This window comes from Steroidobacter denitrificans, from assembly GCF_001579945.1.
In the GTDB taxonomy this organism is placed as follows: Bacteria; Pseudomonadota; Gammaproteobacteria; order Steroidobacterales; family Steroidobacteraceae; genus Steroidobacter; species Steroidobacter denitrificans.
Genome location: NZ_CP011971.1, coordinates 3,035,361 through 3,049,429 on the forward strand (window position 1 = coordinate 3,035,361; position 14,069 = coordinate 3,049,429).

General features: G+C 65.3%; 16 protein-coding genes and 1 pseudogene. 11 read left to right on the forward strand and 6 right to left on the reverse strand.

The features are described 5' to 3' along the window. Positions 1 to 29: 29 nt before the first annotated feature. From ACG33_RS13615 to ACG33_RS13625, 4 genes are all read right to left on the reverse strand, one after another. The gene (locus tag ACG33_RS13615) at positions 30 to 1,229 is read right to left on the reverse strand and encodes a hypothetical protein (RefSeq protein ID WP_066922017.1); all 1,200 of its coding nucleotides are present in this window, start codon (positions 1,227 to 1,229) and stop codon (positions 30 to 32) included. A 94-nt stretch (positions 1,230 to 1,323) separates the two neighbouring features. After that, the gene (locus ACG33_RS16950) at positions 1,324 to 1,536 is read right to left on the reverse strand and encodes a GDCCVxC domain-containing (seleno)protein (protein ID WP_083536958.1); all 213 of its coding nucleotides are present in this window, start codon (positions 1,534 to 1,536) and stop codon (positions 1,324 to 1,326) included. After that, the gene (locus tag ACG33_RS13620; protein ID WP_017355169.1) at positions 1,529 to 1,816 is read right to left on the reverse strand and encodes a heavy-metal-associated domain-containing protein; all 288 of its coding nucleotides are present in this window, start codon (positions 1,814 to 1,816) and stop codon (positions 1,529 to 1,531) included. Before ACG33_RS13620 ends, ACG33_RS16950 begins: the two co-directional genes overlap by 8 nt. 8 nt (positions 1,817 to 1,824) lie before the next feature. Then, positions 1,825 to 2,181 carry a mercuric transporter MerT family protein gene (locus ACG33_RS13625; protein ID WP_017355168.1) on the reverse strand — a complete coding sequence of 119 codons (357 nt, stop codon included), beginning with the start codon at positions 2,179 to 2,181 and terminating at the stop codon, positions 1,825 to 1,827. Positions 2,182 to 2,222: 41 nt separating this feature from the next. Between ACG33_RS13625 and ACG33_RS13630 the strand changes: the two genes are divergently transcribed. Beyond that, complete coding sequence (locus ACG33_RS13630; protein ID WP_210399086.1) at positions 2,223 to 2,447, forward strand: MerR family transcriptional regulator; 225 nt, start codon at positions 2,223 to 2,225, stop codon at positions 2,445 to 2,447. A gap of 51 nt (positions 2,448 to 2,498) precedes the next feature. Here the strand turns inward: ACG33_RS13630 and arsH are convergent, their stop codons facing one another. Further along, positions 2,499 to 3,254, reverse strand: coding sequence for an arsenical resistance protein ArsH (gene arsH / locus ACG33_RS13635; protein WP_024889933.1), 756 nt, complete (start codon positions 3,252 to 3,254; stop codon positions 2,499 to 2,501). A 17-nt stretch (positions 3,255 to 3,271) separates the two neighbouring features. Between arsH and ACG33_RS13640 the strand changes: the two genes are divergently transcribed. The 10 genes and pseudogenes from ACG33_RS13640 to ACG33_RS13685 all read left to right on the forward strand — a co-directional run bounded on the left by ACG33_RS13640 (position 3,272) and on the right by ACG33_RS13685 (position 13,573). Further along, on the forward strand, positions 3,272 to 3,604 hold the full coding sequence (locus ACG33_RS13640) for an ArsR/SmtB family transcription factor (protein WP_024889932.1): 333 nt from the start codon (positions 3,272 to 3,274) through the stop codon (positions 3,602 to 3,604). A 34-nt stretch (positions 3,605 to 3,638) separates the two neighbouring features. Further along, positions 3,639 to 4,157: an arsenate reductase ArsC gene (locus ACG33_RS13645; RefSeq protein ID WP_024889931.1), complete on the forward strand. Its 519-nt coding sequence runs from the start codon at positions 3,639 to 3,641 to the stop codon at positions 4,155 to 4,157. A 13-nt stretch (positions 4,158 to 4,170) separates the two neighbouring features. Next, positions 4,171 to 5,205: an ACR3 family arsenite efflux transporter gene (gene arsB, locus ACG33_RS13650; RefSeq protein WP_024889930.1), complete on the forward strand. Its 1,035-nt coding sequence runs from the start codon at positions 4,171 to 4,173 to the stop codon at positions 5,203 to 5,205. Between the two features lie 157 nt (positions 5,206 to 5,362). Beyond that, positions 5,363 to 5,980 carry an SEC-C domain-containing protein gene (locus ACG33_RS13655; RefSeq protein ID WP_237392632.1) on the forward strand — a complete coding sequence of 206 codons (618 nt, stop codon included), beginning with the start codon at positions 5,363 to 5,365 and terminating at the stop codon, positions 5,978 to 5,980. A gap of 58 nt (positions 5,981 to 6,038) precedes the next feature. Next, positions 6,039 to 6,431 carry a hypothetical protein gene (locus tag ACG33_RS13660; RefSeq protein ID WP_157071806.1) on the forward strand — a complete coding sequence of 131 codons (393 nt, stop codon included), beginning with the start codon at positions 6,039 to 6,041 and terminating at the stop codon, positions 6,429 to 6,431. Positions 6,432 to 6,487: 56 nt separating this feature from the next. Further along, the gene (locus ACG33_RS13665) at positions 6,488 to 7,768 is read left to right on the forward strand and encodes a TolC family protein (protein ID WP_066922021.1); all 1,281 of its coding nucleotides are present in this window, start codon (positions 6,488 to 6,490) and stop codon (positions 7,766 to 7,768) included. Then, positions 7,765 to 8,736 carry an efflux RND transporter periplasmic adaptor subunit gene (locus tag ACG33_RS13670; RefSeq protein ID WP_083536960.1) on the forward strand — a complete coding sequence of 324 codons (972 nt, stop codon included), beginning with the start codon at positions 7,765 to 7,767 and terminating at the stop codon, positions 8,734 to 8,736. Before ACG33_RS13665 ends, ACG33_RS13670 begins: the two co-directional genes overlap by 4 nt. A gap of 22 nt (positions 8,737 to 8,758) precedes the next feature. Beyond that, positions 8,759 to 11,935 carry an efflux RND transporter permease subunit gene (locus tag ACG33_RS13675; RefSeq protein ID WP_066923456.1) on the forward strand — a complete coding sequence of 1,059 codons (3,177 nt, stop codon included), beginning with the start codon at positions 8,759 to 8,761 and terminating at the stop codon, positions 11,933 to 11,935. A gap of 1 nt (position 11,936) precedes the next feature. Then, positions 11,937 to 12,529, forward strand: a pseudogene (locus ACG33_RS13680) (cation transporter). 87 nt (positions 12,530 to 12,616) lie between these two features. Further along, positions 12,617 to 13,573: an arsenic resistance protein gene (locus tag ACG33_RS13685; protein WP_083537283.1), complete on the forward strand. Its 957-nt coding sequence runs from the start codon at positions 12,617 to 12,619 to the stop codon at positions 13,571 to 13,573. A 24-nt stretch (positions 13,574 to 13,597) separates the two neighbouring features. Here the strand turns inward: ACG33_RS13685 and ACG33_RS13690 are convergent, their stop codons facing one another. Next, positions 13,598 to 14,005, reverse strand: a complete 408-nt coding sequence (locus tag ACG33_RS13690) for a MerR family transcriptional regulator (protein WP_066922027.1) — start codon at positions 14,003 to 14,005, stop codon at positions 13,598 to 13,600. Between the last annotated feature and the right edge of the window lie 64 nt (positions 14,006 to 14,069).

Genomic DNA, 14,069 nt, shown 5'->3' on the forward strand with positions numbered 1-14,069 from the left:
ACGCCCCAAGGGTCGGCTCCGGTGGGGAATCACTCCTCGATCCGTGACGACGTGAGCACCGCTGCGAATCCACCACCGGGGGTGCGCATGTTCGTGGTCTGGCCCTGGTACAGCCTGGCCGCGAACAACAGGACACCCGCCTCGGACGCGAAGCAGCGCACATCCGCCTTGAGGGACTGGCCCCCATGCACGATCCGCATGCTCGGTGGCGCGAAGGCCTGTGCGATGTAGGTCGCCGACGCCATAGACGCCCAAGTCCGCCGGGTCAACTTGTCGCCCCGATAACTCCCACGGCTGCCAAACCCTGCTGCAGGCTTGAAGAAATATCCGTTGCGCACTGCCCACAACGCATCCCGGTTCGCGGGCACGAGTTCGACCGTGGGCGGGATCACCTGGACCAGCAGTGCCGTCGAACCCGCATCGACCCCGAACCCGCCGAGCAGGGCCGGGTCCCCGAGCAACGCAAGGTTGCGCTTGTCGGCAAACAGCGCGTGTGCTCGGGGATGCGGCATCAGCGCGACGTCCCCTGCCAGGTAAGCCTCACGAATGTCTGCATGCGAGGCATCCTCGAGCGCGAAATCGGTCAACCGGTTGTAGACAGTGTCGATTCGACCGTGGGCATCCTCAAGCCCGTCCGGACCAAACGACAAATCCTCGGGAGCGCTGATCACGCAGTCCACGCCATGGTCCCGAAACGTGTTCGCGTACAGCTCAAACTCGGGGTAAAGGAACTGCGCTCGCGGAGTGCTGTCCACGATGGCCAGGCGCGACGGCGTGCGCCCGGATTGCTGCCGAGCATCCTCCATCCAGGCCGTGACGGCCGCATCACGCGCTTGGGCCGCGTTGGTCCAGGTGGCCCATGCTGGCGGCGCGCAAGACCGCACGGCATCGAGCAACAAGGCATTGAGGAGCAGACCGCCTGGATTGGTGTTGACCTCGATCAGCCGCGGGCCATCGACCGTCAGGTGAAAGTCCAGACCCAGGACGCCCCCCGCCGAACCCGGATCATGGGTTGCAATGTCAGGGGCCCATTGCAGGACCCGTTGGCTATATCCCGGGTTTCCTGCGACGTCGAAGACCGCCGCCGCGACTCGTCCCATGGCCTCCAACGCGGGCCGATCAACGAACAAGGCATAGGGTGAAAATAAGTGCGCGTGTACGGCGGGATCAGTCGTGAACTCCGGAAAGGCACCCCGGATCGACTCGTGCAGACGGAGGATGTCGACCACTTCGCATGCACACCGCTGGTTGAGCGGCGCGCTTTCCAGGGTGGCACAGTCGATCTCGCAGCCTGTCTGTCCAACTATTATCGGAGTCCGCGGTTCAACCACAACAGGGATTGTTCTGTTGGATCGGTGGACATGGCACTGTTCCGAACGAGCAGAACACACAGCAGTCGCCTTGATGCGGACGCAAAACCGCTCCACAGCCCGTGCACTCATAGAAGAATTGACACGCTGTGATGGGCATTGTCTCGGTCGCCCGATGGCCGCACTCCGGGCAGGTCAAGACGCTTTCCAGCTTGACGTCACTCACCGCCAGTCCGCACCTTGGCCGGGAAGCCTGCTTCCGTGACTGCACGCGCGATTCCGGCTGCATCCGTCTGGCTCGATTCGAACGTCACCGTGACTGTTTCAGCCCGGGTGTCCACCTTCACATCGGCCACGCCCGGCACCTTCTCCAGCGCCTTCCTGATGGTGATGCCGCAGGCGGGACAGGTCATGTTCTCAGCATCGAGCATCACTACGGTTGCGGGCGTCGCAAGAGCGGCACCGACCGACAGAGCAGCCACCAGGGCCAGTATCCACTTGTGCATCGCGCCTCCTACAGAATCCAGACGATGTAATAGGGAAACAGCAGCAACAGGACGATGAGGGCTGTCGCCAACCAGAGCCAACGTCGCCTGCGTCGCAGAGCGTCCGGGGCGATGCAACTGCCATCCACACCGCACCGTGCCGCCGGTCGATACAGCATCCAAAACGCCACGGCCAAGGACAGTACGGCGGCGGCGCTGAACCAGGGCCTCAAGGGATCGAGAGCTGTCAGGGTGCCGATCCAGGCGCCACTGATGCCCAGCAGGACCAGCACCAGCGGCACGACGCAGCAGACCGATGCGCCAATGGCGGCGATGCTCGCGCCAACGATGGCTGGAACAGACGATTTGGCCGGGGTTGTTTGCATCAGAGCATACTAGCCTCTGTACCTAGGTACGGAGTCAAGCCGTGCGTCCGAACACGTTTACGATCAGCCAGCTGGCGGCGGCGGCCGACGTGCATGTCGAAACCGTGCGCTACTACCAGCGCCGTAGGCTGCTGCGTCAACCCGAGCGACCGATAGGAGGCGTGCGTCGTTACGACGAAAACGATGTCAATCGGCTTCAGTTCATCCGTCGCGCTCAGATGATGCAGGTACCAACAAGATTGATCACTGAGAACAGCGCGAGGTGATCGCTCAACCGACCTTGATGATCATCGCCAGCGAGCAAGCAGCCCGCAAGATCAGGACGCTGCTGGAACATCTTCCAGAACTCCCGACTCTCTGGCCACTCGACGGGCTTCATCGGCACCCTTCCGCTCGCTGTAGCGATCGACCAAGTAATCACTCCGCCCGCGCACCAGGAGCGTGAACTTGACCAACTCCTCCATTACGTCCACCACCCGGTCGAAGAACGGCGAAGCGCGCATGCGCCCCGCGTCGTCAAATTCCTGCCACGCCTTCGCGACCGACGACTGGTTGGGAATCGTCACCATCCGCATCCACCGTCCCAGCACGCGCAGGGCGTTGACCACGTTGAACGACTGCGAGCCGCCGCACACCTGCATGACCGCCAGCGTTCGTCCCTGGGTGGGTCGCACGCTACCGTCCTCGAGCGGCAGCCAGTCAATCTGGTTCTTGAATACGCCGGTGATCGTGCCGTGGCGCTCGGGCGACACCCAGACCTGGCCTTCCGACCACTGCGACCATTCGCGCAGCTGCTGCACTTTCGGGTGATCGCTGCCGACGCTGTCCAGCATGGGCAGGCCATGCGGATCGAACACCCGGGTTTCGGCGCCGAGGTGTCGCAGGATGCGCTCGGCTTCCAGTGCCAGCTTGCGGCTGTAGGACTGCGGTCGCAGGGAGCCGTACAAGAGAAGGATGCGTGGCGCTGGTGCCGTCGCGTCGACGCCGAGCGCGTCATGGCGAGGACCGGGAAGCAGGTCGGCGGCCAGATGAGGGAGGTCGAGGAGCACGGGTGATTGCAGTTCGTTATTCATTCGACTATTCTAGAATGATGGAAACGAATCAGGCAATCGCTGCGCTGACGGCGCTGGGCCACGCCACCCGGCTGGCGATCTTCCGGCTGCTGGTCGAGGCCGGCCCCAACGGCCGCATGGCCGGTGAAATTGCGGAAGCACTGGCCGTCCCTGGCGCAACCCTGTCATTCCACCTGAAGGAGCTCGTCCATGCCGGTCTGATCGGCAGCGAGAGCCGGGGGCGCAACGTCTGCTATCGCGCCAACTTCGAAGCCATGAACGAACTGGTCGCCTACCTGACCCACAACTGCTGCGTGGGCTCCGCGGATGAGAGCTGCCCCCCTGGTGCCGGGGCCGCCTGCGCCTGTTGATCCTCTCCCACCTGTCACTCGAGGAACCGCCCCGATGAAGCGTCGCGTCCTTTTCCTGTGCACCGGCAATTCCGCGCGCAGCGTGCTGGCCGAGGCCACGCTCCGCGCCTGGGCCGGCCACCGCTTCGAAGTCTTCAGCGCCGGCAGCCAGCCGGCCGGCACGGTCAACCCCTGGGCGCTTGCCCAACTGGCGGCCGAAGGCATTGCCACGGCAGGCCTGCGTAGCAAGTCCTGGGACGAGTTCACGACGCCGGACGCGGTACCGATGGATCTGGTGGTGACCGTCTGCGATTCGGCCGCGGCCGAAACCTGCCCCGTCGTGCTCGGGGACTTTCTTCGCGTGCACTGGGGGCTCCCGGACCCGGCAACCGTTGAAGGCGATGACGAGGACAAGCGGAAGGCATTCCGCCAGGCCCACCGCATCGTCAAGGCGCGACTGCAGGCTCTGCTGGCGCTGCCGACCGAGGTCTGGGATGATCGTGAAGCGTTGAAGGCGGCCCTCGACCGCATCGGCTTCGTACAACCTGAAGACGAGGCGGTCGCCCATGGCTGAGGCAGCGCCCCGCATGGGGCTGTTCGAACGCTACCTGACCCTGTGGGTCGCGCTGTGCATCGTGGTCGGCACCAGCCTGGGACATTTCTTGCCAAATGCTTTCGCAGCCCTCGGCGGCATGGAAGTCGCGAAGGTCAACCTGCCGGTGGCCGCACTGATCTGGCTGATGATCATCCCGATGCTGCTGAAGGTCGACTTCGGCGCCATGCGGGAAGTGGGCAGGCACTGGCGCGGCATCGGCGTCACCCTGTTCGTCAACTGGGCGGTCAAGCCGTTCTCGATGGCCCTGCTGGGCTGGTTCTTCCTGCGGCATGTCTTCGCCGACTGGCTCCCGGCGGACCAGATCGACTCCTACATGGCGGGGCTGATCCTGCTGGCCGCCGCACCCTGCACCGCCATGGTGTTCGTGTGGAGCAACCTGTGTCGCGGCGACGCGAACTTCACGCTCAGCCAGGTCGCGCTCAACGACGCCATCATGGTGGTGGCGTTCGCACCGCTGGTCGCCCTGCTGTTGGGACTGTCGTCGATCACCGTGCCCTGGGACACGCTGGCGCTGTCGGTGGGCCTCTACATCCTGTTGCCGGTGGCGGTGGCTATCGTCTTGCGTCGCTGGCTGCTTGTACGCGGCGGCGAGGCCAGGCTGGAACGGGTGCTCGCTCGTTTGGGACCTGTCTCGCTGGTTGCACTGCTGGCGACGCTGGTGCTGCTGTTCGGCTTCCAGGGAAGGCAGATCGTCGAGCAGCCCCTGATCATCGCGATCCTGGCGGTGCCGATCCTGATCCAGGTCTACTTCAACTCCGGGCTAGCCTACCTGCTCAACCGCAGGCTGGGTGTCGCCCATTGCGTGGCCGGACCGTCGGCGCTGATCGGGGCCAGCAATTTCTTCGAGCTGGCGGTCGCTACGGCGGTGGCCCTGTTTGGCGTGCACTCCGGCGCGGCGCTGGCTACCGTGGTCGGCGTGCTGATCGAGGTCCCCGTGATGCTATCAGTGGTCAGGATCGTCAACGGCACACGCCCGTGGTACGAGCGGCAGGTCAAAGCGTCGTAGAGCATGGACTGGACTTCCGTGTCGTTGACCTGATCACGATCAATTGGTTTGAGAGTTCAGAACCCATCGGTTTCGTGATGCCGACCTCTCGGCGCCATCAGAGTACTTCATCATCAGGCCGACCGGTCTCTCTCCGGTGCCATTCGAGGGTCGACGCTTGCACACCACCACCCCGCCGCAGATAACCCGACATATTCGCCAGCTGGTCCAGAGAGTGGTTCCTGGCGGCGTGGCGACCTACATGGTTGTCGAGCCCGAACCTGATGCGCTTGAAAAAGAGTGCTTCCCTAACGTCGAGGCGAAGATCGCGCGGGACGGCGGACGCATGCTCTGCGGTTGGCAGCTATGGGAATGGCCGCATGTGATGGTCGAAGCGGAGTTTCACGCGATCTGGCTGTCCCCTGACGGCCAGATGGTCGATGTCACGCCCAAGCTCCACCATGAAACCAAGGTCCTCTTCGTGTCTGACCCGCGACGCCGCTACACCGGCGCGACGGTCGACAACGTGCGCCTGCCGGTTCGCGATGACCAGTTGATCCGGCACTTCATCGGGGTGTCCGAAGCGATCACGCACGTGCTGAGTCGGGGCGTACCGACGGCCGACGGCCATGTCAGTGTCCCGGCGAACGAGATCGAACCGCTGCAGCAGGCGCAACAGTTCCTGGGACACGCGCTGCTGACCGGGCTGCGCGATCATCAGCCGTGTCTGTGCGGTGGTGGCCGCAAGTACAAGCGCTGCCATGGCCCCGAGCTGGAGCGCGCCTTCGCCCTGTAGCCCTCGCGGCATTCAGCGAAATTGTATACCCCCTCGCCCGCAGGTACCCTGCGTGGTCATGGTCCGCTTGCCCCGCCACCGCTGGTTCCCGCTCCTGCGCGTTTTCGCGCTGGGGCTGGTTGCGCTGGGATTGGTGCTGCAACCGGTCATGACAGCCGCCGGCGAGATGCACGAGCTCGCACACGACCCGTCGGGCATGCACAGCCACGGCCCGCATGCCAACGATATGGGCGCGGAGCTCACCGCGACAGGTGCGCACGATCAGGATGGATCGGAGACCTTGCACGTGCTTCTGGATTTTGCACATTGCTGTGGCGCAGCTGCGGCCGCAATGCCTGTCCTGGAGTCCTTGTCTGCTCTTCCGGTAGCCGGTCGGCTGGTGATTGAGAAGGCGTCGCTCCCACCGGCCGTACGCCTAGCGAGTCCGTTCAAGCCTCCGATCTTCGGATGACTGCGCCATCGGCCTGACGCCGACACCCGTCATTTCGATTCACCGGAGCAACCCCCATGCGTTTGCGATCAGCGGCATTGGCCGCGTTCGTCGTCGTGTGTGCCGTGGCATTTCCCACGCACGCCGCCGGCCCTCTTACTCTGGACGACGCATTTTTTCGCGTTGCCAGCACTCACCCCAATCTGCGCCTGTTTGGCGCCCGCCATGAGGCCCTGGCAGCCGAGTTGGAGCGAGCCTCCTTGCGCCCGGCGCTGGTTGCTGGCGCCGAACTCGAGAACATGCTGGGTCCCGGCCCGGCCAGCGGTCTCGACAGCGCCGAGATCACGCTGAGCCTAGCTTCCGTGCTGGAGCGGGGCGGCAAGCTCGATGCCCGCCGCACGCTCGCGCAGAGCCGCATCGACGCGCTGGCCATTGCGCGCGAGGCGCAGCGGTTGGATCTTCTGGCCGAAGTGGCCCGCCGCTACCTCGCGGTCGTCGGTGCGCAACGGCAAGGCGAGCTCGCGCAGTTGGACGTCGACCAGCGCGAGCGCACCGTCGCTGCGGCACGCCGGCGTCACGAGGCCGGTGCTTCGCCCGAGGCGGTCGTACTCACCGCCCAAGCTGCTCTGGCACGGGCCGAACTGGACGGGGCTCGGGCTCGACAGCGTGAGACAGCCGCCCGCCAACATCTCGCGGCCCTTTGGGGCGAGCGCAATCCGGCATTCGAGATCGCTGGGGGCGATCCGCTGGCAGTGCCGCAGGTCGCGGACTTCGCGGTACTCGCCGACTGGCTGCAACGCACCCCCGAGCTCGCGCAGTTCGTCGACCAGCAACGCATTGGCGAGGCGCGGTTGCAGCTGGCGCGCAGCGAGGCGACACCCGACCTCGACTGGCAAGTCGGCGTCCGGCGGATGGCGGATGGCGATGACTTCGCCCTGGTTGGCAGTGTCTCGATCCCGCTGGGCACCACCAGCCGCGCGCAACCGGGCATCCGTGCCGCACGCGCCGAGTTGACGGCGTTGGAAATCGAACGAGAGGCTACGGGTCTGTGGCTCTACTCCACCCTTGCCGAGGCGCATGGCCGCTTCGGTGTGGCGCGCCTGGAAGCGCAGCGGCTGGGTGAGGACGTGCTCCCACGCCTGGCAAAGGCCGAAGCCGCGGCCGCCACCGCGTATCGCGCAGGGGCGGCCAGCTATCTGGAGTGGTCGAGCTTGCAGGCAGAGCGCGCCGCGGCCCGGCGGCAACAATTGGAGGCGGCGCTGGAAGCCCAGCGTGCCCTGATCGAGATCCAGCGGCTGACCGGTCAGGCCTTCGTCGTCGGCCCTGGCCCGCACGACAACCAAGGAGCAACGCCATGAAGCCTACTCACTTGATCCCCGCGCTGGCGCTGGCGCTAAGCCTGGCGGCCTGTGGTGGTGACTCGGACCAGCCGGCGAATGGCGTCCATGCCGACGAGGCGGCTGACCAAGGCACAGAGGCCGACGATCACGGCCATGAGGCGGGTGAAGTCGCCAGCACGGTCATTCCGGCCGAGATCGCCGAGAAGTCCGGTATCAAGACGCGATCTGTCGGGCCCGGCGTGATTGCCGACGAGCACGAGGTGCAAGGCCTGCTGACCGCGGTCGATGGCCGTGTTGCCCAGATCTCCGCCCGCTTTCCCGGACCGATCCGTTCGCTGCGCGCCAATGCCGGCGACCAGGTTCGCGCCGGCCAGACGCTTGCGACGATCGAGAGCAACCTGAGCCTGAGCACCTACAGCGTGACCGCGCCGATCTCCGGTGTGATCGTCGAGCGCAATGCCTCGGTCGGCGGCCTGGCCAGCGAAGGCACTCCACTGTTCGAGATCGCCGACCTGTCCCAGCTCTGGGTCGACCTGCACATTTTCGGAGCCGACGCCCAGCACATCCAGCCGGGCGTGCCGGTAATGGTCACCCGCATGAGCGATGGCGAGGCGCTGCTCACCACGCTCGAACGTGTACTCCCGGGCATGGCCACGGCGAGCCAAAGCACTGTCGCCCGCGCGACGATCGACAACACCGACAGCCAGTGGCGTCCGGGAACCGCGGTCAAGGCGCGGATCACGGTCGCACAGCAGCCGGTTGATCTGGTGGTGCCGTTGACCGCGCTGCAGTCGATGGATGGCCGGGAAGCCGTGTTCGTTCGCGAGGGCGAGACATACCAGGCCCGACACGTCGAGCTCGGCGTGCGCGATGCCACGCAGGTGCAGATCCTGTCAGGCCTGAGCGTGGGCGAGGAGGTCGTGGTCGCGGAGAGCTACCTGATCAAGGCGGACATCGGCAAGGAGGGCGCGGCGCATGAGCACTGACGCCACAGCCCACCAGGCCGGGCTGGTGGAGCGACTCGTCCGCTTCTCGATCCGGCATCGCTGGATGATGCTGGTCCTGACCCTGGGCCTGATCGGAGGGGGCATCTGGAGCTTTACCAGGCTCCCGATCGATGCAACCCCCGACATCACCAACATCCAGGTGCAGATCAACACCGAGGCGCCCGGCTACTCGCCACTGGAGTCCGAGCAGCGAGTCACCTATCCGATTGAAACGGCGCTCGCCGGCTTGCCCCGGCTCGACTACACGCGCTCGCTGTCGCGATACGGCTTGTCGCAGGTCACCGTCGTGTTCGAGGACGGTACCGACCTGTACTTCGCCAGACAGCAGGTAGCCGAGCGCCTGCAGCAGATCCGCTCACAGATTCCCGAAGGGTTGGAGCCCGAAATGGGGCCGATCTCGACCGGGTTGGGCGAGATCTTCCTGTACACCGTCGACGCGGCGCCCGGGGCGGCCAAGCCGGACGGCACGCCGTGGACCGCCACCGACCTGCGCACCCTGCAGGACTGGGTCATCCGGCCGCAGATGCGCAACACACCGGGGGTGACCGAGGTCAACACGATCGGCGGCTTCGAGCGGCAGATCCACATCACGCCGGACCCGTCTAAGCTGGTTGCACTCGGCTTCACGCTGCAGGACATCGTCGACGCGGTGGCGGCCAACAACCAGAACATGGGCGCCGGTTACATTGAGCGCAACGGCCAGCAGTACCTGGTGCGCGTGCCCGGCCAGGTCGGCGGGATCGACGAGATCCGGAACATCGTGCTGGACCGACGCGACGGCCTGCCGATCCGGGTCGCTGACGTGGCACAGGTGGGTGAGGGTCCGGAGCTTCGTACGGGCGCGGCGACCCAGAACGGCGAAGAGGTCGTGCTGGGCACCGTGTCGATGCTGGTCGGCTCCAACAGTCGCACGGTCGCGCAAGCCGCGGCGGCGAAGCTGCAGGATGCGAACGCAAGTTTGCCGGAAGGCGTCACCGCGACGGCGGTCTACGACCGCACCGGGCTGGTCGAACGCACGATGCAGACCATCTCGAAGAACCTGATCGAGGGTGCCTTGCTGGTGATCGTGGTCCTGTTCCTGCTGTTGGGGAACTTCCGCGCCGCGCTCATCACCGCAGCCGTCATCCCGCTGGCCATGCTGTTCACCATCACCGGGATGGTGCGTGGCGGCGTGTCGGGGAACCTGATGAGTCTCGGTGCGCTCGACTTCGGGCTGATCGTCGATGGCGCGGTCATCATCATCGAGAACGTTCTGCGGCGGTTTGGCGAGATGCAGCACCGACTTGGGCGGACGTTGACACGCGAGGAACGCAACGACCTGACGGCCACTGCCACGGTCGAAGTCATCCGGCCCAGCCTGTTCGGCATGTTCATCATCGCCGCGGTGTACCTGCCGATTTTCGCGCTGACCGGGATCGAGGGAAAGATGTTCCACCCGATGGCGATCACCGTGGTGCTGGCCCTCACCGGTGCAATGGTCCTGTCGCTGACCTTCGTTCCCGCGTCCATCGCGATCTTCATGGGCAACCGCGTCGAGGAGAAGGAGAACAGACTGGTCCAATGGACGCGGCGGCGCTATGAGCCGCTGCTTGCGTGGTCGCTTCGCCGGCAAAACTGGGTCCTTGGCGGGGCACTGATGCTGGTCGTCGTGTCCCTGCTACTCGCCACACGCCTGGGCAGCGAGTTCATTCCCAGCTTGGACGAGGGCGACCTCGCCATGCAGGCGATCCGCATTCCCGGAACGGGCCTGGAGCAGTCGGTGAAGATGCAACTGGCCGTGGAAGAACGCCTGATGCAGGTTCCGGAAGTCGAGCGTGTCTTCAGCAGGATTGGCACGGCGGAGGTGGCCACCGACCCGATGCCACCCAACGTGGCGGACACCTACCTGATGGTGAAGCCACGCGGGCAATGGCCCGATCCACGCAAGCGCAGGGATGTGCTGATCGACGAAATCGAAGCGGCAGTGGCGACGCTTCCCGGCAACAACTACGAGTACTCGCAACCGATCGAGATGCGGACCAACGAGCTGATCTCCGGCGTGCGTGCGGATGTGGCGGTCAAGGTGTTCGGTGACGACCTGGACACGCTGGTCGAGGTGGCCGAACAGGTCGAGGCGGCTGCCAGGCAGGTCGAGGGCGCGGTCGACGTCAACACCGAACAGGCAACCGGCTTGCCACTGCTGACGATCGTCCCGGACCGCGCAGCGCTTGCGCGCTTCGGACTGAATCCGGGGATCGTGCAGCAGACCGTTGCCACTGCGGTGGGTGGCCAGGTGGCCAGCCAGCTGTTCGAGGGCGACCGCCGCTTCGACATCGTGGTTCGACTGCCGGAACAGATGCGTGTCGATCCGATCGCCCTGCAGGACCTGCCGATCCCCTTGCCCGACGTTGCGAACGCGGACCGGTCGAGCTTGGAGCCACGCTGGGCGACCGCGCGGACCGTACCGCTGCGGGAGGTTGCGAAAATCGAGAGCCTGCTCGGACCAAACCAGATCAACCGCGAGAACGGAAAGCGCCGGGTGGTGGTCACGGCCAACGTGCGTGATCGCGACTTGGGCGGCTTCGTTGAAGACCTGCAGCAGCGCATCGAGCAGCAGGTGAGCGTTCCAGAAGGCTACTGGATCGACTACGGCGGCACGTTCGAGCAGTTGATCTCGGCCAGCCAACGGCTCGCAGTAGTGGTACCGGTGACCCTGGTCCTCATCTTCGGCCTGTTGTTCATGGCGTTCGGCTCGGCCAGGGATGCGGTGATCGTGTTCAGCGGCGTGCCGTTGGCCCTGACCGGCGGTGTGGCCGCACTGGCACTGCGTGGCATCCCGTTGTCGATCACCGCCGGGGTCGGCTTCATCGCCCTGTCGGGCGTGGCGGTGCTCAACGGCCTGGTCATGATCGCCTTCATTCGCAACCTGCGGGAGCAAGGGCAGTCGCTGGATGACGCCGTCTTCAACGGCGCACTCGAGCGGCTACGGCCGGTCTTGATGACCGCCCTGGTGGCATCGCTCGGCTTCGTCCCGATGGCGCTCAATGTCGGCACGGGCGCGGAGGTGCAGCGTCCGCTCGCCACCGTGGTGATCGGCGGGATCGTGTCCTCCACGCTGCTCACCCTGCTAGTGCTGCCGACCCTCTACCGTCTTCTGCACCGCGGCGACGCAGCGAAGTCGCAACGGGAGGCCCACTGACGTGAGCGAAGAGAAGATCGAAATACACGACGCCCACCAACGCCGGATCCTGTTGATCGTCCTTGCCTTGAACCTCGCGCTTGCCGCGGGTTCTGGGTCACGGGCCTCGCTGCCGGCTCAAGCGCCCTGATTGCGAATGGACTGGACAATGCGTCCGACAGCGCTGTCCACATCATCACCCTGCTCGCGCTCAGTCGTTCACCGGCCTGGAAACGATCGGCGGCCAAGGTGTCCGGCTGGCTGCTGATCCTGTTCGCCGCGGGAATCCTGGTTGACGTGGGCCGTCGATTTTTCGGCGACGTCGAGCCCATTGGCACAACGATGATGGTGATGGCCCTGGGAGCCGCCATAGTGAACGCGACCTGTGTGTGGCTACTCAAGAAGATCCGGCAGACCAACGTGAACGTGCGCGCCGCGACCACCTTCAGCACCAACGACTTTGTCGCCAACGCGGGCGTGCTTGTGGGTGGCGGATTGGTGCTCTGGACCGGGCGGGCCTGGCCCGATCTAGTCGTCGGTCTTGCGGTGGCGGCGATCGCCCTGAAGGGGGGCATCGAGATCCTGCGGGATGCGCGAGGTCAAGAGCATGGCTAGCAGAGCCGGCTTGCAGTACTTTCTCCATCGGAGCCGCGCTTTGTGTCGGGGCATTCGGCAGGGCACAGCGGTCACCCCATGAGTCGGTTGAACGATGTGCGTGACAGACTGGAACGGCACCAGATCCCGATCTATTTTCTGGCGATTGCGCTCGGCTTCGCCGTCGCGTTGACCGTACCCGGCACCGGCAGGCTGGAAGTCCTGATCAATCCCGCGCTGGCATTGATGCTGTTCGTCACCTTCCTGCAGGTGCCGTTGGTCAAGCTGCGAGCCGCGCTGGCGAACCGGCGCTTCCTGGGCGCATTGCTCGTTGCAAACTTCCTGGTCGTGCCGCTGCTGGTCGCGGCCATGTTGCCGCTTTTGCCAGCAGACCCGCTGGTCCGTATCGCCGTGCTCTTCGTACTGCTGTGCCCATGCATCGACTACGTGGTCACCTTTTCCCATCTGGGCAAGGCGGACTCCGCGCTGCTGCTGGCTGCGACGCCGGTTCTATTGCTCGTGCAGATGTTGCTGTTGCCGCTGTACTTCGGCGTGCTGATGGGCGAAACATCGGCCTCACTGGTCCAGGCAGGTCCGTTCCTGCACGCATTCGTCTGGCTGATCGCGGTCCCGCTACTGCTCGCGGCGGGCCTGCAGGCAGCCGCCTCGCGCTCGCCGAGAGTGGCCCGTTTGGCCGGCCTGGGTGGGGTGATGCCGGTACCCGCCACCGCGGGGGTGCTCTTCGTGGTGATCGCAGCGGTGACACCGCAGCTGGGACCAGCAAGCAATGCTGCGGTCTCGGTAGTGCCGTTCTACATTGCCTTCGCGATCATCGCGCCACAGCTCGGCCTTGCGGTGGCACGGATTTTCAAGCTGGCTGTTCCGGCGAAACGGGCCGTGGCGTTCGCGTCGGGCACGCGCAACTCACTGGTGATATTGCCGTTGGCCCTGTCGATCCCCGGCGCGCTTCCCATCGTACCGGCGGTGATCGTGACCCAGACGCTGGTCGAGTTGATCGCAATGCTGGCCTACATACCGCTGATACGACGGGTGGCAACGCGTTGACTGCCATGCTGCCGCCCGCCCAGGTCACTTCTCGGTGCTTGTCAGTGGGCGCCGCAGCGTGTCCAGGATGACACATTGGCCGCGCTCGCCCCCACTGCAGCTGCCGATCACCCGTTCGAGCTCAGCGGCCATCCGCTGCAGGTCCCCGAGCCGGGCCTGAATGTCCACCAGGTGCACGCGGGCGAGCCGGTCGACATCTTGGCATGACAATCCGTCGTCCTCGGCCAGGCCCAGCAGGCTGCGGATCTCCTCCAGGGAGAAGCCAAGGTCGCGGCCACGACTGATGAAGCGCAATCGATCCACGTCCGTTGACCGATAATCGCGGTACCCGCTCGCTGTGCGCGGCGGCGCAGGCAACAACCCGATGCGCTCGTAGTAGCGCACGGTTTCCGGATGGCACCCGCTGCGTGTCGCGACCTCTCCAATCTTCATGGGCTTGACCCTGTAGCGGCTACAGACTTTAGGATCGCCGACCTGACAGCGGTCCGCAATTCCT